A 26,636-nucleotide genomic window follows, 5' to 3' on the forward strand; every position below is an offset into this window, starting at 1 on the left:
TTCCTGATTGCGATCGATCCATGATTTTGTAGCTATTTTTGTTTTAATTGATTTATCTTGATTTGAATTTGTATATTCTGAGTTCAGTTGATATATCTTCCATCCAGCCGTTAAATCTCCATTTTGTCTGATCTACCATCGATCGACTCACAGCTTCTGCAAGTGGTCGATCCAGGCATCCAACCGTCTGCGATCTCCTGGACCTTCCAGCAGCTTATCGTAAATCCGGTACCCTTCCTCATCGTGTTTCCGTAACCAGTTCAATGACTTTTTCGGGCCGAGGTACCAGCGTCCGATCATCTCAAAATAAATTTCAAGACTTTCCTTCACGAGCCAGTGGAATCGATATCGACCTTCCAGATCACCTTTTCTAGAGCGAATTTTCATTTTGGTCAGCCAATCTTTCAAAAACTGCTTCTCCTTTGGCTCCATAGATGCCGGACCTTTCTGGAAGATGGAATCAATTTCAGTCATCCAGGGTTTCGCTCGTTCATGATCATCAACAAGCACGTCTGCGCGATGGACTTTCAAAAAGTTGGCTGGTTGTTCCATCTCCTCGGTTTTATGAACCCATACATCCAGGAGCTTCCCGCTGAAGGTTTCCACTTTGTTTTGTGTTTCCAGTTCGTCGGAAAAACCGATCAGATCGACATCACTTTCTTCCGTGTAGTCATCCGTCTGATAGGAACCATACAAGAATACGGTATGGCACTTGTAATTCTCTCTCATATGCCTAGTTGCTTTTTCTAAAAAACGTTCACGATCCATCATTCTATTTCCCCTTTATCCTCTATTCAGGAAGATCTTCTTAATCGTACGAACTTTCTTTTTCCGACTTGAACGACCGTTCCATCCTGTCCTTGCACCATCTGGCTTGGGTCCGTCACTTTTTCCTGATTGATCCGTACGCCGCCATTCTTGATCATTCGTCTCACTTCGCTTTTTGATGGTAAAAGTCCAAGCTCCTTGACGAGGTCGACAACGTTTACCTTCTCATCTTTTTCCCACATCACTTCAGGGATCTCATCCGGCATCGCTTTCTTTTGAAAAACATTCGTAAAGTGTTCACGGCTTAGACGGGCCGCTTCTCCCCCATGAAGCATTTCAACAAAGGAAGCGGCAAGCTTCATTTTGGCATCCCTCGGGTGAAGCGTTCCTTCATCAAGACTCCGTTTCACTGCCTGCACTTCTTGAATAGATAACGGAGACACGAGTTCAAAATATTTCATGATCAACGCATCAGGGATCGACATCGTCTTTCCGAAAATGTCCTGCGGCCGTTCATTCACTCCAATATAATTGCCTTTTGACTTCGACATTTTCTCTACACCATCAAGACCCTCAATTAACGGCATCAACAGGACCACTTGTTTTTCCTTCCCGAAGTGCTCCTGCACCTGACGGCCAAACAACACATTGAATTCCTGGTCGGTTCCACCGAGCTCGATATCTGATTCTAACGCATACGAGTCGTACCCTTGCATTACGGGGTAGAAAAACTCGTGAAGGTGGATCGGTTTATTCGCTTTGTACCGGTTGTGAAAGTCATTACGCTCGAGCATCCTCGCAACCGTCACTGTGCTCGCCAATTTCAAGACTTCTGAGAATCCTACTTGTGACAGCCACTTCGAATTGTAATGGAGCTCTACTTTTTCCATATCAATCACTTTGCCGAACTGCTCGAAGTAGGTCTTGGCATTGTGCTCCACTTCCTCATCTGTCAAAGCGGTCCGAGCGGTCGCCTTCCCCGTCGGATCCCCGATTTTACCTGTGAAATCACCGATGATCAGCTGAATCGTGTGCCCGAATTCCTGGAACTGTTTCAGCTTATTCAAAACGACCGTATGACCGAGGTGGACATCAGGTGCCGTCGGATCGAGACCCAGCTTCACTTTTAGAGGCTGCTCATTTTTGATCGACTTTGCGATCTTTCCTTTGAATTCTTCTTCTGGAATGATGGAGGATACACCATAAGATAGAACCTCCCATTGCTTTTCAAATTCTTTTTTTTGTAAGTCATTCCATTGTTCATTCATCTTACAGCCCCCCTGTTTTAGAATACAAAAAAAACACGCCCCATCATGGGACGTGTCTTCATCACGCGTTACCACCCAAGTTGAAGATGAATCGCTTCATCCTCCCCTCAAAAAGATAACGGATTTACCGTCTTCCACTACTCACGTGAGTTTTCGTAAAAGAAGCTCCAGAAGGTAATTCATGATGAGATGTGTATCGACTCGCAGCAACCGTCGACTCTCTGAAAACAGGGATCTCTTCACTACTTATTTCTGTCATTGCCGTAGGTATTAAAGTTAGGATTATGTTACGCGGTAAGGAAGAAGATGTCAACGTTTTTTTCTGAATCTTTTATATTTTGACCTTTTTTATGTGGTAAATGTTATCAGTCATCCACTCCACCCATAGGAACCAAAGGCAAACAAAAAACCTACAGGCAAGTGAAAGTAGAAACTTAAAACGTCTGAGCTGCATCCTTTGCTCTAGCTATGGCATGTTCTCTAATCTCATCCGCTTGATCCGGATTCGCTGCATGTCCTTCAACAAAAATACCATCGAAGGACGGGACGCCGAAAAACTGCATGACGATGTTCAAATACCGATGCCCCATCTCCATACCTGCTGCCGGTCCTTCCGAATAAATTCCCCCGCAAGCCTGGATGTGGAAGGCTTTTTTATCGGTGAGCAAACCAATGGGACCTTGCTCTGTATATTTAAATGCTTTGCCCGCTACGGCCACAGAGTCGATATAAGCCTTCATCACAGGAGGGAAAGAGAAGTTCCACATCGGGGTGACGAAGACGTACTTGTCTGCGGAGATGAATTGATCACTCAGCTCTCCCAATCGCTCGACTTTCCTTTTTTCTTCTTCAGAAAGTTCATCGCCGGACTGCAGTTTTCCCCACCCACTGAAGATATCAGCATCAATATGAGGAATGTCTTCTCTGTACAAGTCGATGTGAATGATCTCATCCCCTGCATTCATTTCTTTGTATGTGTCAATAAATGCCTTCCCTACCCTCATGCTGTACGAGGCGGTCTCGTCGTGAGGATGGGCGGTAATATATAAAACCTTTGCCATACATATCCTACCTTTCGATTCAAGATAGTATAGTTTGGATAAAAACGACCCATTTTACTAATCAAATACATAAAAAAAAGAATCCATCCTGATTAGGATGAATCCTTACTAATAGCTGTTATTCCTGTTCAGCTGAAACCTCATGAACGTAAGGATTAGCTGCTATGTTCTTTCTTGCTTCATCTGTGATGGTAAACTCCTCGTGCGGGACTCCCTCTTGATTTAAAGCGGATCGTCCATCGTAGTGAAAGGGTGTGTTTTCCATATTGTCGCCTCCTTTCGTGCTTTGTTCAATAGTTTCCGCTTTTAAAAAGCGAATATTCCCGGGTTATGAAAAGATGCTCTTTGCTAAATTTCTCTATGTAAGACTTCGAGCTTGTTGCAAGAACCCCTTTTTCTTATCCTAATCAAATGAAAAAAGGATGATACAGTCATGTCCCATCCTTTTTTATCGTCTTACTGATCCATCTATAAAGAACCAATTTTATCCATTTTGCTTTTTCATCATGGAATGGAAGATACGATCAAACATCCGATCAGGAAACACTTTTCTAGAACATAGGGTGTGGCATAGACACAAGTGAGTATCTATAAACAGGTGTAACTTCGGATCGATGTGGAAGTGATGATGTACATAAAAAAAGTCTTTTTAGTCAATTTGCTCAACCCAAACAGGATTACCTCAAATTGCCGCTTTGCTCTCATGAACCAGTGATACTTTTTACTATATCTGTATCACTAGGGCAAAACCATTGCTATAGGGCGATCCCCTTATTATAATTTTCTTACATAAGTCTTTTAACGAAAAGAAGGTGGTCAGGTAAATGAAAAAGTGGCTCAAGTATTTATTGTTCGGTCTCCTTGCCCTGATCAGTGTTGGAATCCTCAGCTTCCTTATCTGGACTCAGCAAACCTATAACCCGACTGAAGAAATGAATCGTCTTGTCGAAGACACCCATCAAAAAGACGGGTGGGTGATCCATGAGCCCGAAGACAACGCTACAAAAGGAATCATCCTTTACCCTGGAGCAAAGGTCGAACCAGCTGCCTACAGCTACCTGGCTCAACAACTGGCGAGCAACGGATACGTCATAGGGATTCCAGAGATGACGTTGAACTTACCCATCCTTAACTCGAATAAAGCGCAGGAACTGATGGACCGATACGCTGAGGTCGAAGAATGGTATGTAGGAGGCCATTCCCTTGGCGGGGTTGCGGCTGCCTCTTTTGTAAAAGAACATCCGGATGAAACGGATGGTTTAATTCTCTTTGCTTCTTATCCGACGGAAGGGAGCAGCTTTGCCAAAACGGACACTCCGATTTTATCCATTTATGCTGAGAATGATGGGTTAACGACAGAATCAAAAATAGAGGAAACCAAGTCCTTGCTTTCGACGGATACGACTCTTTATAAAATCGAGGGGGGCAACCATGCCCAATTCGGTATGTATGGGCCACAAAAAGGGGATCAGCCCGCTGAAATCCCTGCTAAGACGCAACAAGAGATTATCATTCGTACCATACACGAGTGGATCGAAAATCAATCCTGACAGGAGAAAAGACCGGAGCTTCCTATAAAGTTACGGTCTTTCCAATTTATTTAACGCGAACCCGGGAGTTTGAAGCCAATTCCCCAAACGACAGCCTTGTGCTCAAATATCTCCCCATTTATCCTCCTTATGTATGTACACCTCTCCCAATTATTGCTATAAAAAAAGCCAGCATGAGTGCTGACTTTTCATCAATGAAAGCCTCCGAAACCTCCGTGGTTCCCTTGATTTCTAGAGTGTTGACGAACTTTGTCCTTCTGAATTTCTGCTTGATCATAACGTTTTTCAACAGAATTCCGTTTTTGTTTATTCATTTCATCTCCGTAGAATTTGTTCCTGTTCCATCCGAAAGCGTCGCGCAAGAACCCATACAAAAGCGGCACGACCAACAAACCGACAAGTGCGAGAAACCCCCACATGTGCGAAACCCTCCTTTTCGTTTATTACAAGTACGTAAAACCATCACGAAAAGTTTCAATCCTTTTCTTTTTTGATGAAAGGTGCAGTGTGTTTGCATACTTCCATCGAGTCAAACTCTATGCATCCTCCGGGTTAATAATCGCAAGGACTTGATGGTCTTCCCACCTTCCATTGATCTTTACATTCTTCTTTGCTATTCCTTCTTTGTGAAAACCCACTTTCTCAAGCACACGAATGGATGCTATGTTGTGAGGCATAACTCCTGCTTCAATCCTATGTAATTGGAGGTGTTTAAAAGCATAGGCAACAAGAAGTCTGACAGCCTCTGTCGTATAACCTCTCCCATTGAAATCCTGATCGAGAAAATACCCGATGAACGCACTTTGCAATGACCCTCGGTGGACTTGAAAAAGATTGACCGTTCCGATCAGCTGATCTGTACCTTTTTGGAATATACCGAAAAAGTAACCGTTGTCCCCCTCTTTTTCTTTATGAAGAGTTTCCAATCGTTTGTTTTGCCCCTCCAGGGTATAAAAATCATCGATTCTCATCATGGAGAAATGTTCAAAGAAAGAACGATTCTTCTTTTCATAATGCAGCAATTGATCAGCATCATGTCTTGTAAATTCTCTAATATAAATCGATTCCCCGTTGATCACATGCCGTCACCTCCGCCCGGTCCCCCACGAAAGCCTTTTTCTCTCGCCACTGCGCGTTCCACTTCTTTTTCCTGTTCTGTTTTCCTAACGGGAGGCTGCCCTTTGCGTTTTTTGGTCTTTTTCCTGTCCATGAAAATCATAAAGGCAATGAACAAAAAAAGAATCAATCCCCATATTATGTTTGCAAGCATCAAACCTCTCCTTTTTTCTTATAACCTTAGGAAAATTATACCTCTTACCATGGTTTCAAAACATATACTTTCTTCCAATTAAACCACCTTCTCCGACCATTGAATGGTTCCATGATATTCTTTATATGCTCATCTGAAGGCTATTCTTTTTACATACGTACGGAATTTTCTTACTATAAAACTCATAAGGAGTGATAAAAATGAAAGAACAAGCGTGGACGAAAGAGGACATTCCTTCCATGAAAGGTCAAACGGTGATTGTAACTGGCGGGAACAGTGGTTTAGGATATGAATCTGTGAAAGTTCTTTCCAAACGGGGAGCGACCGTCATCCTTGGATCAAGGTCTATGGAGCGAGGTCAAGAAGCGTATTTATCCATACAAAAGGAAAATCCGAACGCCGAAATCGACGTCATGTCTCTAGACTTAAGCGATTTGGAATCAGTCAAGTCGTTCGCAGAAGCCTACAAGGAGAAATATGATCGGCTGGATTTACTGCTTAACAATGCTGGTGTCATGACGACACCCTACGGAAAGACCAAAGATGGTTTTGAACAACAGTTGGGAATTAATCACCTCGGTCACTTCGCTTTAACTGGACATTTGTTTGAAACGTTAAAGAAAACCCCAAACGCCAGAATCGTCAATATTTCAAGCAATGCTCACAAATCCGGTAAAATGAATTTTGATAACCTGATGTTCGAAGGCGGAAAAGGCTACACACCGATGAAAGCCTATGCCCAGTCAAAGCTTGCTAACTTATTATTCACTCAAGAACTCCAACGTAAAGTAAAAGAGAATGGTTTAGACATCACAGTAACCGCCGCCCACCCCGGCATAGCAAGCACGAATCTTATGAGGCACATTGAAGATAAATTCCTATTTAAAATCCTAGGACGTTTGCTTGCACCGATGACGCAGGAGGCACATGAAGGGGCCCTTCCTGGTTTAAGAGCAGCGACAGACCCTGAAGTGCAAGGAGGAGAATACTTCGGTCCAGGAGGCAGATGGGAAATGAAAGGTGCCCCGGTCACCGTTTCTCCAATCACGAAATCTTACGACGTCATGGATGCTGATCAATTATGGAAAGTATCTGAAGAGCTTACAGGCGTTACCTATCCTTTCACTAAATAATCCTAGATAATCAAAGCTGAAGGGGGATATCCTCTTCAGCTTTTTTAATAAATACAGACTTGTAGTTGAATAATATTCCTTTATTTGGAATAATAAAAGCTATAAAACCACGGCGAGGAGCATGACGATGTCCAAGAAAAAGATGTGGGGTCTAGCTTTTACGATCAGTCTCCTATCCATACTTACCATCTATGGACTGGCGATGGACTTTGAATTTTTGAAATATGAAGTTAATGAGCAGAATCAATTAGTTATGTATGAAGGTTTGAGCGGACCAAATCCAATCATCAACTCTGATGTAAGCAAGGAACAGGCAAGCCTATCTGTTTTAGGCTCTTATATGAGTCAATTTAACCGTTGGTTCCTTGCAGGAATACTGATCGCTCCGTTTTTCATCGCCTCTTATTTTCTTCTTTTCAGTGAAAAATGGATGGGGGATCATCCAAAGAAGAAGAAATACCTTTCTTGGACACTATGCACGAATGGAGTGGTCATAGTCGTTGCGGTCTTTATTTGGGTTCACTATATCGAGGTCTTGAACAAAGCTTTTCATAACGTTTTATTTTGAATACCAGGCGGGAGCCTTTCCTACTAGTCTTTGATTCATTCACCTCTATGCCCGGACAGGAGAAATTACATGAACCTGTTCTTCGTTTCTCAGATTACGAATAATCAATGGACTCATCATCCCTTTGTAAAAAAGCTTTACGTCTTCCCCTTTTGTCACTTTCAACGCTTCCAACAAAAAAATGCTGTCGATGTGAACATCCAGCTTTCCTACACCTGATAATTCTTTCAGAGGAATGTTTTCTTCGATATTTCCTACTTCGGGTAAAAAGGAGGAGATGTTCAACTGCTTCCCTTCCATCAAGCATAATTTCACCTGATGGTTCCTGAAGTTTCCTGCAAACAAACCGGCTCTGCCTACCCTTTCCAGCATCCGATTTTTATCTAAGGTCAAAACCGTCTTCGCAGATGCTGTCAATAAGTCACCAACATTAGGATAGGCTCCATCAAGCAACTTGGAGGTGATCATTGTTTCGTTTGACTCTACCTTGAACAATTGGTCGGTTATGGATAGCCTCAATGACCCTTTCGTATTCTTAAAGACTTTTATCACTTCTTTTAAGGTTCTCACGGGAACTGTACACGAATAACTCTTCTCACTGCTCAATTTTTTCTTAACAAAAGCTAACCGATGAGAGTCTGTGGCTGAAGCTTGGACAAGATTAGTTTAAAAGTCGAGGTGAACCCCCGTAAGCACGGGACGACTACCCTCTTTTGCTGCTGCGAAAAGTGTTTGGCGAACGATCTCTACCAAGTCCTCCCCGTTCATAAAAATGGCTCCTGTCGATTCGAATTCCGCCATGTCGAGGTATTCATCGGTAGAGAGTGCGCTTAAAGAAGACTTGACTTCCTCAGATTCGATCAGCATACAACCGGCGGCTTTTTTCATGTGAACAGGTCCGGGCATTTTCTTTACTAAATCCTGAAGTAAAGCCGCCGGTAGTACACTAGAACCTATATCAATCGATTCGCACCCTTCTTCAAAAGGTATGACTTTCTTTATCATAAGTTCTCCATCACTTCCGGTCAGAACAACTTCCCTTTCTCTGACCTCCAATTTTATACCATTCAAGACCGGAAGCACACTCTTTTTACTAAGGACAGAGGCTGCTTCAGACACAGCATCCTTCAGTCTTCCTTTATGTATTCGGAATTCCATATCATGAACCTCCTATCTTTCTACACTCTACATTCTACACGAACATACGTTTGTACTTCTAATCTAAAAAAGAACTTTCTATTTTTGAATAGAAAGCTCTTCTCTATTTTATATCCTATTTAGATGATTACCCTACAACCGGCGGCATCCGTTTTTTCGTTACATCATGGATCACTTGCTGATGATCACGAAATATGTATTTCGGAAGATCATCAAGATCAAAAAAATGATGACTCAATGATTCATCGTTCTCTTTTACCAGTTCCCCTTCATAGGAGCGGCAACTAAAACAAATCTCTACGATAGCCGCCTGATCTCCATTCGGAAAAACTTTATGCTTATGAGGTCCTGAATAGATACCGAAGAAGTCCATTTCTTTTAACTCCAAGCCCGTTTCCTCATAGACTTCTCTTCTCGCAGTATCTTGAACGGACTCATCCAGTTCCATAAAACCACCAGGAAGGCCCCAACTTTTCGAATCTGCCCTCAATTGCAATAATAATTCGTTCTTTTCATTAAAAACGAGCGCTCCCGCAACGACCATCAAGACTTTCTCATGGCCGACCATGGAGCGTAAATGACGAATATAATCCATAGCTGTCTCCCTTTTTATGAAGATTCTCTTAATCCGCTCTTTCGCACGTCGACTTTCTGCATCCGTCCGGCTACACGATACTCATTCGTATTTAAGCGGAAGTAATGACGAGCACCTGTATAAGTGGTGTACCAAAGGTTATTAATGATCACCATTTCTTTAGTTTTTTCATCCTTCTGAATCGGATGGAAAGAAGACCCGAACCGTTCATCTTTCCGTTCAATGACTCCAAGCCTACCTTCTTCATCTAACCATATCGCTAAAATACCATGCATCTCTTCCGCCCCCTTATTTAAATTTGATCGACTGTTCGCCGACCAAGTTCATCAACTATAATGGTTCCTATGTTTTAAGTACCACTTCAAGGGGATGAACCTCAGAAACCTGATCAGAAAAAATCCACCGCCTGGTTCAACGAGAAGGAGATCACTATGGCTTCCATCATCTCCCATAAAACTAAGATATGCCCTGATTATCGGATCGTAGTTTCTGGATGTTAAGCCCGTGCGCTACAATTCTTCACCGACTTTTCACCATTACTCGTAAAAAAGGATTGCGCTCTTTCTTTCCTATACATCAAGAATAGCGATTATTCGTAATAATCACCTCAGGTAGTGGAATGATTTCCTCTACGACTTCAGATGGATAAAAACCTCTACCTACAGGATGATCGAGGAGCTTAACCCCCCCTAACAATTCCCATTCCATGAAACGTAATACCTTCTATTTCCGTAACTATAGAAGAAAGGAAGGGGTACCCATGTATTTTCCATCAAAAAAAGACGTCTTTCACACGATCACCATCTGGGGCGTCGTCCTGTTTATTGTTTTCATCTATGCCTTTGGAGGGGAGCCCACCGGTTTTCAACTCATTTCTTACCGTGACCCATTAGGTTATGTATTAGGAGGTCTGACTATTGGCGTTTTAGTGTGGATCTGGTTCCATACCGGATATAAAGTGGAAAATCAAGAACTTCTCATCCATTCCGGCCCCTTAAGAAAACGCATAAACATCATGAACATCACAAAAATCAAAACCACAAAAAGCCTGATGTCTTCACCCGCTTTGTCTTTAGAAAAACTGGAGATCTTTTATGGAGATTACAAGTCCACGTTCATCTCCCCACAGGATGAACAAAGGTTTGTACATGCGCTATTAGAAAAGAACCCTCAAATAGAAATCATCCGGCACTGAGAAACTGAAGTCACACGTTTCTTTCCTAATTGGATAAGGTGGCTCGCAGGTAGACGTCCTCCACAGAACATTGACTTTTCACGGGCCTAAAAACTTTCCCGTGATAAACTAGTGAAGCACAAGGCCCTGCCTGCTTATGGACAGACGCTTCCTGGAATATAGAATGTTTGATATGGGTGGACAATTGATCTATTATTCATATTTTCATGACTGCATACGTGGGATGCTTCCCAATGGTAGATCTTCCAGCTTCGTATATGTATTCGCACGACCTTCTTTATAAACTCTGACCTGGTCCACCTCAAACGCTGGGAAAGGACGAAACTCCTTGTCTCCGGCCTCAGCCATATCGACCAGGTCTTCTTTAGATAAACCATATGTCGTCTTTGCGAGCGTCAAATGAGGGACGAAATGTTTCAGCTCAAAATAATCATCCACCTGCTTTGAAGTGGGTTCAGCGATTTGGACCATTTGTTTATGTAAGTCATAGATTTTTTCTGAACGAATACTCAAATAAAGCACGTCTTCTCCAAAAAAAGCGGGTCCTCCTAATTGGACACGAAAAGGATTGGTTCTCCAGCACGCTTCTTTTACTTGGTCCAACCATTTCCTGTCAGGGGTCAGACCTCCTTGAGCCTTTAACGTGATATGAGGTTCGACAACTTCTGTGATCGTATTTCCGCTCCACTTTTTTTGAAAGTGGATGACTTTCGCTTTGAAATCTTCCGGTGGGACCACTCCAATGAAATGCTGCATGTTTCTCTCTCCCTACTCAGGTACGTATTTATATCTCGTCACAAACGAAGATCCCATCAAGCCCGTGATAAACAGACTTAAACCTAAAAGACTGCTCACAACATTTGCATCGTGTCATCGTCCCCACCTCCTTATCTTTATTACGATGAAGTGGCCCGGAAGTTTCATAGATTGGAAAACAGAAAAACATGACTTATCCTCTTCACCCACCAATCCCGCTTCCTTCAACCACCTTTTCAGATGATAGATTCGTCCACTCTTCTACCGGCATGTCCGGGTGCTTTTCCATAAACTTTTCCATAATTTGATAACCAATTCGATAAACAGCCCTTGGCGCAATATCCTGTTCTGGGTAACCATAAAAAAAGTCGCCAATGATCCGCGGGTCTTCAGAATCCGCATATTCAAGAAAAAGGTCCACGGTTTCTGATTTATACCTCCCCCGCAATGGCTCCGTAAAAGAACTCTCCCCTTCTGGATAGACTTGATTTGCAAAAAACTCTGCTTTCCCTTCGACTACTGCATTCTCCCGAAGCGTATAACGCGGTTCATTCCTTTCGTTATAAACCGTATGGTGGTATTCATGTGCAATCAGCTGTTTCAATTCTACTTCAGAAAAATTACGCCCTATCGTAATCAACATGAACTCTTCATTCCAGGTCACTCCAGATAGGTCATCGACACGACCCATACCGAACGTATTGTCCGGGTTGGTGGGAAAGACATGGATATCCTTATCCCCACCTGGAAGCAGATCTACAGAATTTCGGATTGCCTTTTGAATGGTTTCCAGAATCATAGCCTCTTCCTGCTCTAAATACACCAACGTCTTCTCCAGGGAACTTTTATTATCAGGAGGTATGAAATGCCAGTCCTCCGCGCTGACGAGCGAATACCCTTCGTTTTCTCCGAATGCCTGAGTGCGGAATGATTCTAGCACCGTGGAATGATAGACATCCTTTAAATCACACGTATCCATTGCCTCTAAATAATCGCCGTACTCTTCTTCATATGTAATGATTTCAAAATCCTGGTCTTTGTAGGAAAAAAACTTCGGATCTTCTTCCACGTCCGCTTTTTCCTCGACAGAACAACCAGCAAGGACCCCCAGCCAAACAACCAGCCCGGTCATAAATATCCTTATGGTGGTCATCTTATTCATTCAAGCTTCCTCCGTTTCTCCTGTAGAAATGATGCCGCCTAGAACAGGATGACAGGAAAGTTGTGACTGAAGCGTGATTCCTATCCGACCTTCAAATCACCTGAACTTGTCTCAGCCGTTAGATGGTACTCGCCATCCGCTTTTGTCCCCCGCACTTCATTGTCCTTTTTCACTTCATAGTCAAGACATGTCCAGTTAATCTCTGCTTCTCCCGAATTTGATAGATAATCGAGTTTACAAGAGGCCGGTTCTTCTTCATAGAATAAGCGGATATCCCCGCTTGAAGTAGAAGCTCTCACATCTCCCAGCATCTTTGCTGCCTGGATGCGAATTTCTCCAGACGAGGATCCGAACACACCTGTCCCGTAATTAAACTTCTCCCCAAACAATTCCCCGCTGCTTGTATGAATGTCTGAGTTCCCGCTCTGTACCCTTTTCAGTAAAACATCACCACTGGACGTTTGGATTTGCAAGTTCTCTTGAACGACATCCGCCATGGTCACATCCCCCGAACTTGAGGTAAGCGTAGAATGGTTGATTCTTAAACCTTCGACATCGATGTCAGCCGAGGACGTTTCTATCATGAAAGAACCAAGGGTTTCCGCTGGAACTTCGATGAATAGTTTCATATTTTTCCGCATTTGAATGCCGAACCGAGTCTTTTCCTCATTCACTCTCAAGGTCAAGTTCCCCCCCTGTCGATCATGGGAAAGAGTAAAGTGCTCCTTGTCTTTTTCATAGATGGTTCCGGATAAGGTCACACTCCACCCCTCACGGTCCACCTTCACCACTTCCACATCCACAGACGTCGATTCGACCTGTAGATTCTTAATTTCACCCGCAAATTTTTCCTGCTTATGTAGATGATAGGTCTTTTCTCCATTCGATCGTTGGTAGAGAAGTGTTATACCGACCATCGCTATGATCAAGATTAGTATAAGTTCCATAATCCATAACTCCTTTATCTTTCTTATGACTTCAGCCTCCCCTAAAAATTCGACAAAACTTTCCAATTACCTCCTAACAATAGTAAAAATCCCTGGTCCATAATGACCAGGGATTCGAATTTTATCGTTCTCTATATGTGTTTGGTATTAACGTCCTCCACTCGTATTCAATGTCCTTTAACTCGTGGGCAATGTCCTCTATCGCTTGAAAACACACGATCTTTCACTCTCATCAACCGAACGCGGTTATACCTTTGAACGATAATAAAAGGAAGGTTGAACAATAGGGCATAAGCGACCATGATCCAGCCGGCCCAAGGCGGGTTGAATAAGAAGAAAAAAGGAGCAGCGAGCATTTGTATCCAGTGGGAGAGCTCCGATCGATTCGTCTGCTTTTCGAAACGCTCCCATTGGGACGGACTTCGCAAATGAGCCGCTGACTTTTCCCTTCGAAACCACTTTCGCGCTTCAGGGAGCCGGTCTTTCCACTTTTTCACACCCAGATGTTCATAAACTTTATCCTGCGATTCCCACCTTTTTACACGGTATAATCCAGCGAAGGCATTCACAAAAGGATCTGGCACAATTGAGACGAGACTGCTCACGCCAAGATGGATGCACAGCCAGGCGACTACATTAGCGAACATTAGGAGGGACTCCTTTTCTTATCAACAATCGAACGTCCTTTCCATGTTGTTTCCTTCATGAAAAAGGTCTTCCACAAAGAGTAGGCAAAAACGAACAGAAAAAAGAAAAAGTGCAGCGGAAACAGGAGCACATCAAACCACCGGAAGTTCCCGATTTCTTTCCACGTCCGGTACAACCAAACAGCTAAAGCCATATACCCAAGTAAACCCCACCAGCCCAGACCAGGAAGGTTTACCAGAAAGGAGAAAACGGCCGTAAGCCACACGACATTTGCAAGCGTCATGATGGGGGACGCTGTTTTCGCCCCTGTTGAAAAGCTTTTGGCCCACCCTTGAATCACTTGTTTCAAATCAGCGTCATACATTCGCATATTCAAAACACCGCGCCCGCTATAGGCTTGTGTTTTTAACCCTTGAGAAGATGCCATTCTTGTAAACGCCAGGTGTTCGACAATCTCTCCCCGAATGGCCTCATGACCTCCAAGCTTCCAATAGGTATCCGCGCCGATAACCAAGCAAGGGCCGAATCCGCCTTGTGTTCCGAGTTTGTCCTTGAGAACAGTCGTCAAACCGGAAGATGCCATAACGACCAGATGAAAAACACCGGATAATTTTTCCCAAAACGAGCGCATCTCATGATAAGGATGAACGGTCATGACCGTTTCTTCACCGTCAAAAGCTCTCACCAAACGCTCCGCTCCTCCCTCTGAAAACCATGTATCCGCATCAAGGAAAACGAGCGTCTTTCCTTTCGCTGCTTTCGCCCCGTTATAACAGGCCCAGGACTTGCCCATCCAACCAGGAGGCAAAGGTGGGTTGTCCACGACTTTCACACCAAAACACTCCACCACTTTTCTCGTCTCGTCCTCTGAATCGTCGTCCACCACAATGACCTCACGATGATGGCCCTTTGAAAGTAAAGTCGGTATCAGGCGCTTCAAGTTTTCCTCCTCGTTCCTCGCTGGGATGATCAATGTGTACATCTCTGTATTCTTACGTTTTTCTATAGGAAACGATAATTTATGCCAGAACAGGAGAAAGGTTGATAAAACAGCCAGAATCATCACCCACATTCCGATCACCTCCCTATGTACTTCCATTGTCACCTCAGAAACACTTGATTATACAAGGACAAGACCGGGTACAATGGTTATTAAAAAAAGAGGGTTCAATGATGCTTAAGTTATGGATGGCACGATTACTGCGACTTTTCCCCAATCAGGCAGAAAGAAACCTGATGGTCCCGTTTCGATATGTACATAAGAAAGTAGACCTGGTCGTCGATACAAAGGTGAAACCGACGCCCATCAGCTTATACTATCCGGCTGCAGCTGATGGAAAAAGGTTCCCCGTTTATATGAACATGCACGGAGGCGCCTTCATCATGAATGAAAAAAGAATGGACGATCCGTACTGCCGTTTCCTTGCGAATGAAACAGGGTGCGTCATCGTCAATGTCGACTATGCAAAGGCGCCTGAATACCCTTTTCCAAAACCTGTGGAGCAGTGCTACGAGATTTACCAATGGCTGAAGACCCATGCAAAAGAACTTCAGCTTGATGCCGATCAAATGATGGTCGGCGGACAAAGTTCAGGAGGGAATATGGCTGCTGCCCTTTGTCTTCTCTTAAAAGAGCGCTCCGAAAGACAGCCGCTTCTGCAAGTGCTGTCCTATCCGATGCTCGACTTCGTCACTCCACACAGTGATAAACCGGAACCGGATAAATGGCGGGCGAAGTATCCAGAGGCTGCTCATTTCCTCAACTATTGTTACGTTCCGGAAAAAAATCAGGCAGAGCACCCGCTCGCTTCTCCAGTGAAAGCAAAAAAGGTGGAGGGACTGGCCCGGGCGCTTTTCATTATTCCCGAATACGATGCTTTTACTATGGAAGGGAAAGCTTACGCAGAAAAATTGAAACAAGCGGATGTTGACGTAGACGTCAACGTTTTTGAAGGCTGCTGCCACGCTTTCACCCATCAGGGACCGCGGAATCAAGCAGAAGAAGCCTGGCGGATCATTTCAAAAACGATGCGTCAGGTCACAGAATCGTAACAAAACCAGACCGATTATCCTTTGCTCCCCCCTGCTTTTTCACTTATAATGACGATTAGTGTCGTATTGAGATTTATTAAAGCAGGTGATCGATTGTTAGAATATAAAGTGTTAGGCTCAGACCCTTCCAAGGAGTATGTCATCTTCCTCCATGGAATTGGTGGAAGCGTCAACATCTTTTTTCCACAAATGAAAGCGTTTCGAAAATCTTTCAATATCATAGTCGTCAATTTGCCCGGTCATAAAAATTCACCAAGCGTGTCCAGCTACAAAGAGAAATTCTCCTTTGAAACCGTGACCGACGAGGTAATCGGAGTCCTAGACGATCTCGGGGTGGAAAAGGCCCATTTTGTAGGGATCTCTCTTGGATCTGTCGTCATTCAACACGTCTTGTCCACGGCCTCCCACCGGGTACAAACGGCTGTCTTAGGAGGAGCAATCACACGGATTAATCTTTTGGCAAAACTTCTTCTCATGCTGGGGACGATGCTTAAAAATGTCACCCCGCACTTGTATCTGTATTCTTTGTGCGCTCGAATTTTGATGCCTAGGAAGAATCATAAAGAGTCCAGGAATGCCTTTATCCATGAGGCCTCCCAAATGAAGAGGGAAGATTTCTTAGGCTGGTATAACATCGTCTATTCCGTTCCGGACACCTTTACACGCGTTCATTCAAACGCTGCCTCGATACCCAAGTTATACATCACAGGGGAAGGCGACCACATGTTTAGAGATGATGTGATGAAAGATACACGGCACATGCCGAACACCTCTTTCCTCCTTTTATCGGAAAGCGGTCATGTCGTGAATTTAGATAAAACAGAGTCGTTCAATAAACTGGCCATTTCCTTCATTAAGTCGGAAGGGCAAATGGACTTGACGAACGTTACAGAGGAAGTCATCAACTCCAATCATTAAAAAGCGCCGGCAGCATGCCAAGCGCTTTCTTTTTTTATTTAGACTCCCAACTCTTAATCAAACGGATCGCCCAATACAAAACAATCCAGGGAAGGATAAATTTTGTCACCCATTCCACAATTGCCATCAAGGTGAGCAAAATCCAATAAGGTTTCACCCCAAAATGCGGGAGCGTAAAATAAAGGACGATGATGAATGCCAAACCAATGATGATATCTTTCCACTCGATTCTCCTGCTCGCTATTTGCAACCACTCACACCTCTTTCCTAGTTAAATATTCTTCCAATATCTTAGCGACGTGTACTTTTCTGCTTCTTCACTTCCATAGCCTTTTTGTTTGTGAGAAAAAACGAACCCTTTGGCTTCATAAAAAGGAATACCCTGCTGGTTTCCTTCCTGCACAGAAACCCACAACTTCTTCGCTCCGTAGTCTGCTTGTTGCTTTGAAAAAGCTTCCAGAAGTTTCGTCCCGATCCCTTCATTTTTTCTGACTGGATCCAGGTACATGACGTAAAGTTCAGAGGCATCTTCTGCAATCATCCCGCCCCCACACGCTCCGACAACCTCTTCACCGTCAACCGCGACGATATAACCGCCCCACTCTTTTCCTGTCTGGGTGACCTCATCCATGATCCTTTCCTTTGTGTAAAACTGATGGATAATTTGCTCTATGTAATCAGCGGGGTATATTTGAGCGTATGTGGTGCGATTACCTTCTGAACAGACACGCACAATTCCTTCCACATGCGCCGGTCCAGCTTTAAAGATTTCCACCTTTCTCCTCCCCCTTCCATAAACGCCTGTTCAAAAGATCACCTCTCCCTAGATATGATAACTTCCATAAATGATTCTATTATGGCTTGGCATTACCTCATTTGATAGAAATAATAAGCCCAGATTACTCCATAATATATAAATGGAACAATTGGGCTTTTATGTATGGATGATTATAGAACCTCATCCATACATAAAAAAATAGGGACTGTTCTTCCACGCCCCTCTTTCTACTTCCATTATACTACCAATAAAAGACAATTTATAGTTCCAAATCACCTTCGCAAATAGTAGCTGAGTGAAAAGCATGGGAAAGACATTCCGAGGAAGAAATAAAACAAATGCTTGCCTCATTAAGAAATTTACGATTAAGCCTCATCTATCATTTCGCAAAAGGAATAGGGCTAACCAAGGCCACCCCTATTTCTTTTGCACGAACATGGTCACTCCCAACCCTAAGAGGTGCTTTTAAGCTCCTGCTCTTCTTTGAAGTACCCTGATCGGTTCGGCATAAGAACCAGCTTGATCTGCCAAAAGCTTATCAGCAGCATCAGGGTCGAGGCACCTATGATACTGTATCGAATTGGAATAATATCCCCTGTAAAGCCAATCAGGAAAATAAAAAGAATCTGAAATACACTCTGAAAAATTCCATAGATACTCGAGATCCTCCCCATCATTTTTACCGGCACATTGTTTTGATAAAAAGTCACAAACCCAGTACCTGAAAAGGAGTTAAAAAACCCCAATACCATGAACCCCATGGCCACAGTCCAGAATGAAACGGAGAAAGCATACACTAAATAGCCCACTGATACCATCAAGTACCCACTGATCATCAGAGCTTTTATGGATAACTTTTTAGACAAGAGAGAAACAGTGGCTGCTCCTAAAATTGAACCAACTCCAGTCAGACTGATCAGCAAGCCGTAATCTGTTTCTGATAAATGCAGGACCTCTTGAGTAAAGACAACCTCTTGAGCATCCATTCCAAGGGCAAGTACCATAAAAAATTGAGCTATGAAGTACACCTTTACAATATACAGGTGGCTCTGACTGTATCGAAACACTTCTTTCCAATCGCTTTTCATCATGTTCAAACTAAATTTATTTACGGTTTGGCCTGCATCCGTATTCACGTTTGGTAACCAATACACCAGGATCGCTGATACAACAAATGAAAAAGCATTCATCCATATCGATATATGTACCGAAGTAATGAGCAGAAGTGCACCAGAAATCGCAGGTCCAATTAAAAACGCACTGGAAGTGATCAAACTTCTAAAAGAGTTAAATTGTTTTCGATCGTTTCCGGGAACCAAATGTGTGATGTAGGTAATCGCTGCGGGTTCAAAAAACGCTTTTGAAATGGATAGAAAGAATAGACATACATAGATCGGCCAAATAGAGTCGAAGAATGGGATGATCGCTACTAAAGCTGCACGAATGAGGTCTGTTCCAATCATGATTCTCCGTATGTTCAAACGGTCGATCATACTCCCGGACCAAAATTTTGTTACTAACGAAGCAATCGGTCCTATCATCCATAAGCCAGCAACTGCAGCAGCTGAACCGGTTAAATTCAGGACCAGAATATTGATGGCTACGATATAAATAAAGTCGCCTATAGTAGATATTCCCAGTCCGAATAACAATAAAAATGAATTTTTCTTTTGGGAAAGACTGTGTCTAATAGTAACACCCCTCTAAAGAAACCTTTCTACAAAATTTGGGAATATCCTATGAATTTCTATTGTTGTCACAAATCATTCATAACTAAAAAGCCGTTGTTTGATATTGAACAACCTTCCTTTAACGAAGAGTTGTTTTCATAAAGTTGTTCTTTGTAAGAATACATGTGAGATGCCCACGATCACTACTGAAAACATAGATTGTGATTTAATTGCGATGCCATACATAAAATAGCTTATCTATATTAAGGGGGGGTTCTATGCATAATGTTCTTCTGTTCTGTGACCCAGGGATTGATGACTCACTAGCCATCATGTACGCACTCCTAAATCCAAAAACCAATGTGGTAGGAATTGTTTCTGGCTATGGAAACGTGCCCCAACAACAAGCAACTCAAAATGTTTCCTATCTCTTAAAACTAGCAGGAAGAGAAGACATTCCCATTATCGGGGGAGCCAGAAGTCCGCTCAGTGGGGAAGTTGCTGTTTATTATCCTGAAATCCACGGGGAAGAAGGTTTAGGACCCATACGTCCTCCAGAGACCCTTCAAAGTGAGGTAGTAAATTTCGATGAAATCTTTAAAATCATCGACTCGTACGAAAACAACCTAGTCATCCTGGATGTAGGAAGGTCTACGTCACTTGCGATTGCATTTTTGTTAGGAGGCAAAGAGAATTTAAGCAAAGTAAAGGCTATTTATTGTATGGGAGGAGCCTTTTTAGTACCAGGAAACGTGACGCCTGTGGCAGAAGCTAACTTTCATGGGGATGGAATCGCTGCCAACCTCGTATTAAACAAATTAAATCATATCTATATCACTCCATTGAACGTTACGAACCACGCCATCATCACACCCGAAACCATTCAAAGAATAACCTCTCAATCTTTCAATGCGTTCACCCATCTGATCAAGCCGATTTTTGACTACTACACCGCAGCCTATAAAAAATTAGACCCAAAGCTTTCTGGGAGCCCTCTGCACGATGTATTTACTGTATTTGCCTTAGTGAACCCAGAACAAGTCCGGTATATCAAACGCCAGGCTTCTGTATCCATTAACTTTGACAATACAAAAGGTGAGAGTATAGCCGACTTCAGGCCAAATTCCAGCGAAGAGCCGACAGAAAATACGGATCATATTGCCATATCGTTTAACTACGAAGCCTTTGTAAAAGATTTTGTTACTGTGATGACTACACGATATCTATAAAACGTTCGTAACATTTGAGGATGGCCCTACGCTCAGAAGTTCTTACTCACTTACGATCAAACTATGACTGCTTATACATAGGGACAAAATCCCCTTGCATATCTTCATATAAAGAAAGCGCAAAAAGGAGGGGCGAAATGATCATTCATGTTGTTGAAGTTGGCGACTCTCTATGGAAAATCGCCCAGCGGTACGGGGCGGATATCAACCAGATTATCCTTCTGAACCAGCTGAACAATCCCGACGTGGTCGTGATCGGGCAGGCACTCGTCATCCCTGAGCCGAATAAAGAATACGTCATCCAACCTGGTGACAGTCTATGGAACATTGCAAACCGTTATGGTGTCCGTGTTCAGGACCTGGCCGAGAAAAATAATATTGCGAACCCAGCGCTCATTTTTGTTGGTCAACTGCTCCTTCTTCCTTTTACGAATTATACGGTTCAGGCAGGTGACAGCCTTTGGAAGATCGCCAACCAGTTCGGCGTATCGGTTTCGGAGATTGCTGAAGCGAATGGCATTGAGAACCCAGCGGTTATTTCTGTCGGTATGACGCTGGCCATCCCGTCCCCTCTTCGTCCTGTAAAAGAAATCAACGCCTACATTACGAGGACCAAGGCCGAAGGAGCAAGGGAAGTGAACACGCTTGGCAGCCATTTCACCTATCTCTCTCCTTTTACACGCACCATTCAGACAGATGGAAGCCTGACAGATTTGGATGACGCAGCGGTTTTACAGGCGGCTGCAGCTCAAAACATTTCTCCATTGCTGGTGGTCACTAACTTCGTAGGAGGCAGCTTTGACTCGGATCTCGCAGCCACCTTTTTAAGAGATCCCGGAATTCAGGATACCTTCATTAACAACCTTTTGACACAGATGAGGTCGAAGGGCTATTCAGGAGTAAACTTCGACTTCGAATATGTGTACCCGGAAGATAAAGAAAACTACAATGCCTTTCTTAGAAAAGTCGTCAGTCGTCTGCGCCCAGAAGGTTTCAGCGTCTCTACCGCCCTCGCGCCGAAAGTACGCGAAGATCAGCAGGGTCTTCTTTATGAAGCTCATGATTATGAAGCCCATGGGGACATTGTTGATTTCGTTGTGCTCATGACCTATGAATGGGGATGGTCAGGAGGAAGGCCATGGGCCATTGCACCAATCAACAAGGTACGTGAAGTGCTTGATTATGCCGTCACCGTCATCCCTCGTGACAAGATTCTGATGGGAATGCCTCTGTATGGACGTGAATGGGAAATTCCATGGGTGCAGGGCACTTATGCTCGAACGGTCAACCCTCAGGAAGCCATCCAACTTGCTGCCACATACGGGGTCCCGATCCAATACAATGAAGAATACCAATCTCCCTTTTTCCGATATACCGATGCAAATGGTCAGCAGCATGAAGTCTGGTTCGAAGATGCGAGAAGTGTGCAGGCAAAGTATGATACGGTCGAAGAGTACGGCCTAAGAGGCGCGAGCTACTGGGTTCTAGGAAGCCCTTTCCCACAAAATTGGCCGATCCTTCAGCGCCATTTCAAAGTGAAAAAAATATGAGGCCTCCCCTACTTGGGAGACCTCTCTTTATTCTAGTATTTTCAAAGTGAAGCCGCCTGCTTCTACTTTTTTCCTCTTCCCCTCTACTTCTACGATATAAATGAACGGCTTATCTGTGGGATGGATCTCCTCCACCTTTTGATTCCTTTCATTAAAAAATGATCGGATTTCACGTTCGTCCTCAGCGTCTATCTTTCTAGTCAATTCATCTTCCTCTTCATATGTAAAATCAATCTCAGAAGGTTCATGTTCCCTATTTTGATCATACATCCCTTGCAGCAGATGGATCACTTCTGCAAAACCAAGAAATAGAAGCCCTGTCACGAGACTGCTGACCAATACACCGACACCTGTAATGGCCGCTCCAATCCTTTGGTTAAGAATAATTGCAAAAAAAGAAATTACACCGAGGACGACGATGGCTATAGCACAATAGGTCAAAAGCTTTGCAATCGTATTGGATCTCCTCACTTTACAATCCTCCTTTATGCCGTCCGGCCAGCTCTTTTTCACGACCACGTACTGCCTCTCTTTTAAAGACAATCTTTGAGTACTGGCATCCATGAACGCTTCTTTGCTAAAATTTCTTCCATTTCGAATCTATGCTAAAACGACCTTCGGGATGCGGTAGGGCTGAAGCCAAATAATGGCCGGTCGTCATTCATCGATTCCTCCTATTAATGGACAAACGTACTGGATATAAAAGCCTAGGGGAATCGTCAACCACAACGTAACGTTGGTCAGTACTATGTCCACATACGTGACGCTGTCCCACTCTCTTTTGGAAAAATAGCGCCAAACAAGGTAAGCCCCGATTCCCCATATAGGAAGAAGCAAGAAAAAGTCCGGCTCCACTATAGATGTATGCGTCCGCCTTTTTACCAGTGGTCCATTTACAAAATAATAAAAGACCCACAAAGCAAACAAACCGCTTAAAACAATGTTTCCGATTACCAGGAAAGGCTTCATGACTAACACTCCCACTTGTAAAACTTTTACAATATAGAAGTCTATTCCCTTCTCTGTTCTTCCTTTAACGTTATGACTCCCAATCCTTTTCCAAGAGCTCCCAACTATGAAATCATGGTACAAGGTTATGTAAAAGTGTTTCACTATCCTGAACGAGTTCAACGTATTGAGCACCGATCCGGAACGCTGCAAAGGCATACAAAGATATGACTACACCAATCATCACCGGTCTCCATTTTTCAGGGATTTTTATTATCCCTTCCAAGGACACCTTCCATAACCTAGATAACCACTCCAACACGATCGAGTACACGAGCACTAAAAAGAGCAGAACACCTGCAGCAAACGTCTGCTTCAACTTATTTTCTAAAATAAGGATTCCCACCTCTTCCTTTGAAGTGATTTCTTGGATCGAGAACCCTTCGACGACATTCCCTCTCCAGTCGTACCTCTCTACCGTACGCTCGTCCTCCTGCAAGGAAACCCCAAAAGGAACAGCATAGTCTCCAATAGAAAGGAACATATGGAGCCCCAAAATCACAGGCATTACTAAAAGAGGAGAAAATTTTAACCACGTCTTTTTCACAATGAGCCTCCTTTACCCTTTCTTCTCAGCAAGCCGTTCCTTGATTTCTTGTAAATGTTGGAGTTGCTCATCTTGTCGATCTGTGATCCTTTTCGTTATTTTTTCCAGCGTTTTCGTAATGGACCATAAGGAAAGAATGATCACTATACCTATAAAAACAGCCACGAATCCCCCTCCCTCTCACTCTATTAGGACGCGGATGTCTAAATGATTCATAGAAAAGGAAAGCTTTGTCCCCAAAAAGAAGTATAGTAAAATGAGAGCCATATAAATTAGGAGGATCCTATGAATAAAAAAGAAGGACTGATCCTTTCCTTCATCCTACTTTCCTTTGCCAGTCTATTCATATGGTACAGCTCAGGAGCGAAATCACTGACAGGACAGTCCCAAAGTTGGTCTAGTCATTATGTAGGTTATGAAGAGAGCGGGACCATGTTCAGAGAGCTTACGATTATATATACAGGAGAGCAGAATATGGATGGTCTTCCTGTTACCTACACAGTAAACTCGGAACCTGCCTGGACAGGGAAAGAAATCAACTGGAAAGGGACTAAGCGGCTGTCCGGTCATCAACTTTACTTGGAATCAAAGTGTAACGACTGTCGCATTGCGCTTAAAAGTGAAATGACGATCACCCTAAACTGGGAAGGTAAAGAAGAGAAACTCGTCTTATCCAAATGAAACGTCTAGAGCGTCTAGTCTCTAGATGTTTCTTGGTTTCCTCCGGTTCACTTTTAAGAACTACTTATGGTGTCGTCCTCATCTTTTCCTGCTGTGTCCTAACATTCTCTTTATGAAAAGGAGAGTTCAAATCCTCGTCTACCACACTGTAAACATTTTGATCCGGATCGAAAAAGTCAAAATGCTTCATGCCGCTGAAGTCTTGGATCTCTGTTGTCTCAACCCCTGCATCTTTCAACTGCTGGAAAGCGACATGGATGTCGTCTACAACAAAATTGAAAAAGCTGTTTCTTTCACTCTTGTTTATTTCAAATTCCGTGGACTGCGAACGGGAAACTTCAATCAAACCAAACTGCGCAGAGCCTTGAGGAAAGAAAAAACCAGCTCCTCCTTCCCATGAATCGATTTCCTTTACACCCAGGTGTTCTTCATACCATTTTTTCGACTTTTCAAGGTTCGTTACTGGAACGAATACACTTCCGACTTGAAACATGCTACATTCCTCCTTTTTTAATGAAACCTTTATGCAACCAATGAAGCAATTGTCCTTATGTATTCCCCTGATCATCCTCGTGACCTTCTGCCTTGGCTTAACTTTTTAGTCCAATCGTTTCCCCCTCCATTATCCCACTTTCTTTATTTTCTGTAAATTTAACCCACAACCTATGATTCGAAAGGATTGTAATCATAATAGAGAACATTTAAAATCCATGTATAACTTGATTTCTTCACCTGAAGGAGCATCTTTATGTTTTATGACCTAAAAACCAAATTCAACAAATACTTTGACCATTTGACTCCTTTTCAGGTGATTGTATTGTTCTACGCAACGGCAGTTATCGTTTCCACCATACTCGTAAGCCTGCCATTTTTACATAAGGAAGGTGTCGAATTAAGCTTTATTGACGCTCTCTTTACTGCCGTAAGCGCTGTGAGTGTAACCGGGCTAAATGTCGTATCGACGCTGGATACGTTTAATACCGCTGGATATTTTGTTCTCATGTTTATTCTCCAATTCGGCGGGATCGGCGTCATGACGCTGGGAACGTTCATTTGGCTGATGCTCGGTAAAAAGATCGGCTTGAAAAGGAGACAACTCATTAAGACCGACCAAAACCGCTCTACGTTTGCAGGAATGGTCAAATTGATCAAGCAGATCCTATTGATTATTCTTTTCATTGAACTGGTGGGTGCCATTATTTTAAGCGTCTACTTTATCCAATACTTCCCGACAGTATGGGAAGCCATCGTTCAAGGGATGTTTGCATCGGTCAGTGCCACGACTAATGCAGGTTTTGATATTACCGGCGTATCCCTTGTCCTTTTCGAAAATGATTATTTTGTGCAGATGATCAATATGCTCCTGTTAACACTAGGAGCCATTGGTTTTCCGGTGCTCATTGAGATCAAAGATTATCTGACACATAAACAAAAGAATGTCATACACTTTTCCCTTTTTGCAAAATTGACGTCTGTTACTTTCGGGGTTCTCGTTGTTGTGGGGACAGTGCTGATCTATCTTCTGGATAGGAACAACTTTTTCGCAGACAAATCCTGGCATGAGGCTTTCTTTTTCTCCCTTTTTCAATCCGTGACCACACGGAACGGAGGACTTGCGACTATGGATGTAGCAGAATTCAGTGTACCGACCTTACTGGTCATCTGTATTCTTATGTTTATCGGGGCCTCTCCGAGTAGTGTTGGAGGAGGAATACGGACAACGACTTTCGCAATTAGTGTTTTAACGGTCATCGCCTATGCCCGAGGGAAAACTCATGTACGAGTGTTTAGAAGAGAGATCGATCCGGATGATATCTTCCGTTCGTTCATTGTAATTAACACGGCCATCGCCATTACAGGGATTGCGGTAATTTTATTGAATTACTTCGAGCCGCAGTTTTCTTTAATGCAGATTTTATTTGAGGCATGCTCAGCCTTTGGAACGACCGGTCTTTCAATGGGAATTACCCCTGACTTGCATACAGCTGGAAAAATCATTATCATTACTCTCATGTTTATCGGAAGGATCGGTATTTTCTCCTTCTTATTCATCATTCGAGGAAAAGGCGTCAAAGATAAATATCATTATCCGAAAGAACCGATGATTATCGGCTGATAGGAGGA

35 protein-coding genes, 1 pseudogene and 1 other annotated feature are annotated in these 26,636 nt (G+C 43.3%); of the genes and pseudogenes, 10 read left to right on the forward strand and 26 right to left on the reverse strand.

Translation table 11 applies throughout. The features are described 5' to 3' along the window. Window positions 1–147 precede the first annotated feature (147 nt). From HFA01_RS04790 to HFA01_RS18810, 4 genes are all read right to left on the reverse strand, one after another. Entirely contained in the window at window positions 148–771 is a 624-nt protein-coding gene (locus tag HFA01_RS04790) for a nucleotidyltransferase domain-containing protein (protein ID WP_146813756.1), read from the reverse strand. A 23-nt stretch (window positions 772–794) separates the two neighbouring features. Beyond that, window positions 795–2,036: a tyrosine--tRNA ligase gene (gene tyrS / locus HFA01_RS04795; protein WP_146813758.1), complete on the reverse strand. Its 1,242-nt coding sequence runs from the start codon at window positions 2,034–2,036 to the stop codon at window positions 795–797. A gap of 43 nt (window positions 2,037–2,079) precedes the next feature. Further along, window positions 2,080–2,304, reverse strand: a binding site (T-box leader). A gap of 166 nt (window positions 2,305–2,470) precedes the next feature. Next, entirely contained in the window at window positions 2,471–3,097 is a 627-nt protein-coding gene (locus HFA01_RS04800) for an FMN-dependent NADH-azoreductase (RefSeq protein ID WP_146813760.1), read from the reverse strand. Between the two features lie 118 nt (window positions 3,098–3,215). After that, on the reverse strand, window positions 3,216–3,362 hold the full coding sequence (locus HFA01_RS18810; RefSeq protein ID WP_167506161.1) for a hypothetical protein: 147 nt from the start codon (window positions 3,360–3,362) through the stop codon (window positions 3,216–3,218). Window positions 3,363–3,921: 559 nt separating this feature from the next. On the opposite strand from HFA01_RS18810, the gene HFA01_RS04805 reads away from it, so the two are divergent. Continuing rightward, the gene (locus HFA01_RS04805; RefSeq protein ID WP_146813762.1) at window positions 3,922–4,647 is read left to right on the forward strand and encodes an alpha/beta hydrolase; all 726 of its coding nucleotides are present in this window, start codon (window positions 3,922–3,924) and stop codon (window positions 4,645–4,647) included. Window positions 4,648–4,838: 191 nt separating this feature from the next. On the opposite strand, the gene HFA01_RS04810 is transcribed toward HFA01_RS04805, so the two are convergent. From HFA01_RS04810 to HFA01_RS04820, 3 genes are all read right to left on the reverse strand, one after another. Beyond that, entirely contained in the window at window positions 4,839–5,066 is a 228-nt protein-coding gene (locus tag HFA01_RS04810; RefSeq protein ID WP_146813764.1) for a hypothetical protein, read from the reverse strand. A gap of 117 nt (window positions 5,067–5,183) precedes the next feature. After that, complete coding sequence (locus HFA01_RS04815; protein ID WP_146813766.1) at window positions 5,184–5,726, reverse strand: GNAT family N-acetyltransferase; 543 nt, start codon at window positions 5,724–5,726, stop codon at window positions 5,184–5,186. Continuing rightward, window positions 5,723–5,917: a hypothetical protein gene (locus tag HFA01_RS04820; protein ID WP_146813768.1), complete on the reverse strand. Its 195-nt coding sequence runs from the start codon at window positions 5,915–5,917 to the stop codon at window positions 5,723–5,725. Before HFA01_RS04820 ends, HFA01_RS04815 begins: the two co-directional genes overlap by 4 nt. 200 nt (window positions 5,918–6,117) lie before the next feature. Here HFA01_RS04820 and HFA01_RS04825 point away from each other — a divergent pair, with 200 nt between their 5' ends. Both HFA01_RS04825 and HFA01_RS04830 read left to right on the forward strand, forming a co-directional pair. Further along, on the forward strand, window positions 6,118–7,050 hold the full coding sequence (locus HFA01_RS04825; RefSeq protein ID WP_146813770.1) for an oxidoreductase: 933 nt from the start codon (window positions 6,118–6,120) through the stop codon (window positions 7,048–7,050). A 127-nt stretch (window positions 7,051–7,177) separates the two neighbouring features. Next, window positions 7,178–7,618 (forward strand): hypothetical protein, encoded by a 441-nt coding sequence (locus tag HFA01_RS04830; protein ID WP_146813772.1) that lies wholly within the window; start codon window positions 7,178–7,180, stop codon window positions 7,616–7,618. A gap of 45 nt (window positions 7,619–7,663) precedes the next feature. On the opposite strand, the gene HFA01_RS04835 is transcribed toward HFA01_RS04830, so the two are convergent. The 6 genes and pseudogenes from HFA01_RS04835 to HFA01_RS19145 form a co-directional block, all read right to left on the reverse strand. Then, window positions 7,664–8,086 (reverse strand): DNA polymerase III subunit beta, encoded by a 423-nt coding sequence (locus tag HFA01_RS04835; RefSeq protein ID WP_281290455.1) that lies wholly within the window; start codon window positions 8,084–8,086, stop codon window positions 7,664–7,666. Further along, window positions 8,060–8,269 (reverse strand): annotated as a pseudogene (locus HFA01_RS19140) (DNA polymerase III subunit beta family protein); the annotation flags it as partial. The pseudogene HFA01_RS19140 and the gene HFA01_RS04835, both read right to left, overlap by 27 nt. A gap of 15 nt (window positions 8,270–8,284) precedes the next feature. Then, a complete protein-coding gene (locus tag HFA01_RS04840) occupies window positions 8,285–8,776 on the reverse strand; it encodes a beta clamp domain-containing protein (protein ID WP_146813776.1) in 492 nt (163 codons plus the stop codon). A 127-nt stretch (window positions 8,777–8,903) separates the two neighbouring features. After that, window positions 8,904–9,371: an NUDIX hydrolase gene (locus HFA01_RS04845; protein ID WP_146813778.1), complete on the reverse strand. Its 468-nt coding sequence runs from the start codon at window positions 9,369–9,371 to the stop codon at window positions 8,904–8,906. Window positions 9,372–9,385: 14 nt separating this feature from the next. Further along, the gene (locus HFA01_RS04850; RefSeq protein ID WP_146813780.1) at window positions 9,386–9,646 is read right to left on the reverse strand and encodes a hypothetical protein; all 261 of its coding nucleotides are present in this window, start codon (window positions 9,644–9,646) and stop codon (window positions 9,386–9,388) included. A gap of 301 nt (window positions 9,647–9,947) precedes the next feature. After that, window positions 9,948–10,079, reverse strand: coding sequence for a hypothetical protein (locus tag HFA01_RS19145; protein ID WP_281290447.1), 132 nt, complete (start codon window positions 10,077–10,079; stop codon window positions 9,948–9,950). A gap of 52 nt (window positions 10,080–10,131) precedes the next feature. Here HFA01_RS19145 and HFA01_RS04855 point away from each other — a divergent pair, with 52 nt between their 5' ends. After that, window positions 10,132–10,566 (forward strand): PH domain-containing protein, encoded by a 435-nt coding sequence (locus HFA01_RS04855; protein WP_167506163.1) that lies wholly within the window; start codon window positions 10,132–10,134, stop codon window positions 10,564–10,566. 204 nt (window positions 10,567–10,770) lie between these two features. On the opposite strand, the gene HFA01_RS04860 is transcribed toward HFA01_RS04855, so the two are convergent. From HFA01_RS04860 to HFA01_RS04880, 5 genes are all read right to left on the reverse strand, one after another. Then, window positions 10,771–11,322: a 2'-5' RNA ligase family protein gene (locus tag HFA01_RS04860; protein ID WP_146813784.1), complete on the reverse strand. Its 552-nt coding sequence runs from the start codon at window positions 11,320–11,322 to the stop codon at window positions 10,771–10,773. A 202-nt stretch (window positions 11,323–11,524) separates the two neighbouring features. Continuing rightward, the gene (locus HFA01_RS04865; protein WP_146813787.1) at window positions 11,525–12,484 is read right to left on the reverse strand and encodes a DUF2268 domain-containing putative Zn-dependent protease; all 960 of its coding nucleotides are present in this window, start codon (window positions 12,482–12,484) and stop codon (window positions 11,525–11,527) included. 80 nt (window positions 12,485–12,564) lie between these two features. After that, complete coding sequence (locus HFA01_RS04870; RefSeq protein WP_146813789.1) at window positions 12,565–13,431, reverse strand: DUF4097 family beta strand repeat-containing protein; 867 nt, start codon at window positions 13,429–13,431, stop codon at window positions 12,565–12,567. Between the two features lie 167 nt (window positions 13,432–13,598). Beyond that, entirely contained in the window at window positions 13,599–14,078 is a 480-nt protein-coding gene (locus HFA01_RS04875) for a glycosyl-4,4'-diaponeurosporenoate acyltransferase CrtO family protein (protein WP_146813791.1), read from the reverse strand. Beyond that, a complete protein-coding gene (locus HFA01_RS04880) occupies window positions 14,078–15,151 on the reverse strand; it encodes a glycosyltransferase family 2 protein (RefSeq protein WP_146813793.1) in 1,074 nt (357 codons plus the stop codon). Before HFA01_RS04880 ends, HFA01_RS04875 begins: the two co-directional genes overlap by 1 nt. A 101-nt stretch (window positions 15,152–15,252) precedes the next feature. Here HFA01_RS04880 and HFA01_RS04885 point away from each other — a divergent pair, with 101 nt between their 5' ends. Together HFA01_RS04885 and HFA01_RS04890 are read left to right on the forward strand one after the other, a co-directional pair. After that, a complete protein-coding gene (locus HFA01_RS04885) occupies window positions 15,253–16,131 on the forward strand; it encodes an alpha/beta hydrolase (protein ID WP_146813795.1) in 879 nt (292 codons plus the stop codon). A 93-nt stretch (window positions 16,132–16,224) separates the two neighbouring features. Beyond that, window positions 16,225–17,049 carry an alpha/beta fold hydrolase gene (locus HFA01_RS04890; RefSeq protein WP_167506164.1) on the forward strand — a complete coding sequence of 275 codons (825 nt, stop codon included), beginning with the start codon at window positions 16,225–16,227 and terminating at the stop codon, window positions 17,047–17,049. Window positions 17,050–17,083: 34 nt separating this feature from the next. On the opposite strand, the gene HFA01_RS04895 is transcribed toward HFA01_RS04890, so the two are convergent. The 3 genes from HFA01_RS04895 to HFA01_RS04905 all read right to left on the reverse strand — a co-directional run bounded on the left by HFA01_RS04895 (window position 17,084) and on the right by HFA01_RS04905 (window position 19,479). Further along, the gene (locus HFA01_RS04895) at window positions 17,084–17,299 is read right to left on the reverse strand and encodes a hypothetical protein (RefSeq protein WP_146813799.1); all 216 of its coding nucleotides are present in this window, start codon (window positions 17,297–17,299) and stop codon (window positions 17,084–17,086) included. Window positions 17,300–17,320: 21 nt separating this feature from the next. Then, window positions 17,321–17,824: a GNAT family N-acetyltransferase gene (locus tag HFA01_RS04900; protein WP_146813801.1), complete on the reverse strand. Its 504-nt coding sequence runs from the start codon at window positions 17,822–17,824 to the stop codon at window positions 17,321–17,323. A gap of 455 nt (window positions 17,825–18,279) precedes the next feature. Further along, a complete protein-coding gene (locus tag HFA01_RS04905) occupies window positions 18,280–19,479 on the reverse strand; it encodes an MFS transporter (RefSeq protein WP_246139274.1) in 1,200 nt (399 codons plus the stop codon). Window positions 19,480–19,775: 296 nt separating this feature from the next. On the opposite strand from HFA01_RS04905, the gene HFA01_RS04910 reads away from it, so the two are divergent. Next, window positions 19,776–20,726: a nucleoside hydrolase gene (locus HFA01_RS04910; RefSeq protein WP_146813804.1), complete on the forward strand. Its 951-nt coding sequence runs from the start codon at window positions 19,776–19,778 to the stop codon at window positions 20,724–20,726. A gap of 137 nt (window positions 20,727–20,863) precedes the next feature. Continuing rightward, entirely contained in the window at window positions 20,864–22,276 is a 1,413-nt protein-coding gene (locus HFA01_RS04915) for a glycoside hydrolase family 18 protein (RefSeq protein ID WP_146813806.1), read from the forward strand. Window positions 22,277–22,303: 27 nt separating this feature from the next. Here the strand turns inward: HFA01_RS04915 and HFA01_RS04920 are convergent, their stop codons facing one another. The 4 genes from HFA01_RS04920 to HFA01_RS18815 form a co-directional block, all read right to left on the reverse strand. Continuing rightward, complete coding sequence (locus tag HFA01_RS04920) at window positions 22,304–22,747, reverse strand: hypothetical protein (protein ID WP_146813808.1); 444 nt, start codon at window positions 22,745–22,747, stop codon at window positions 22,304–22,306. A gap of 186 nt (window positions 22,748–22,933) precedes the next feature. Then, entirely contained in the window at window positions 22,934–23,245 is a 312-nt protein-coding gene (locus HFA01_RS04925; protein ID WP_146813810.1) for a hypothetical protein, read from the reverse strand. Between the two features lie 112 nt (window positions 23,246–23,357). Continuing rightward, window positions 23,358–23,831 (reverse strand): hypothetical protein, encoded by a 474-nt coding sequence (locus HFA01_RS04930; protein WP_146813812.1) that lies wholly within the window; start codon window positions 23,829–23,831, stop codon window positions 23,358–23,360. A gap of 12 nt (window positions 23,832–23,843) precedes the next feature. After that, a complete protein-coding gene (locus HFA01_RS18815; protein ID WP_167506165.1) occupies window positions 23,844–23,996 on the reverse strand; it encodes a hypothetical protein in 153 nt (50 codons plus the stop codon). A 120-nt stretch (window positions 23,997–24,116) separates the two neighbouring features. Here HFA01_RS18815 and HFA01_RS04935 point away from each other — a divergent pair, with 120 nt between their 5' ends. Then, window positions 24,117–24,512 (forward strand): hypothetical protein, encoded by a 396-nt coding sequence (locus HFA01_RS04935; RefSeq protein WP_146813814.1) that lies wholly within the window; start codon window positions 24,117–24,119, stop codon window positions 24,510–24,512. Window positions 24,513–24,576: 64 nt separating this feature from the next. Here the strand turns inward: HFA01_RS04935 and HFA01_RS04940 are convergent, their stop codons facing one another. After that, window positions 24,577–25,005, reverse strand: coding sequence for a VOC family protein (locus tag HFA01_RS04940; RefSeq protein WP_146813816.1), 429 nt, complete (start codon window positions 25,003–25,005; stop codon window positions 24,577–24,579). A gap of 255 nt (window positions 25,006–25,260) precedes the next feature. Here HFA01_RS04940 and HFA01_RS04945 point away from each other — a divergent pair, with 255 nt between their 5' ends. Continuing rightward, a complete protein-coding gene (locus tag HFA01_RS04945; RefSeq protein ID WP_146813818.1) occupies window positions 25,261–26,628 on the forward strand; it encodes a TrkH family potassium uptake protein in 1,368 nt (455 codons plus the stop codon). Window positions 26,629–26,636 lie beyond the last annotated feature (8 nt).

Source organism: Halobacillus faecis, assembly GCF_007991335.1.
GTDB lineage: Bacteria > Bacillota > Bacilli > Bacillales > Halobacillaceae > Halobacillus > Halobacillus faecis.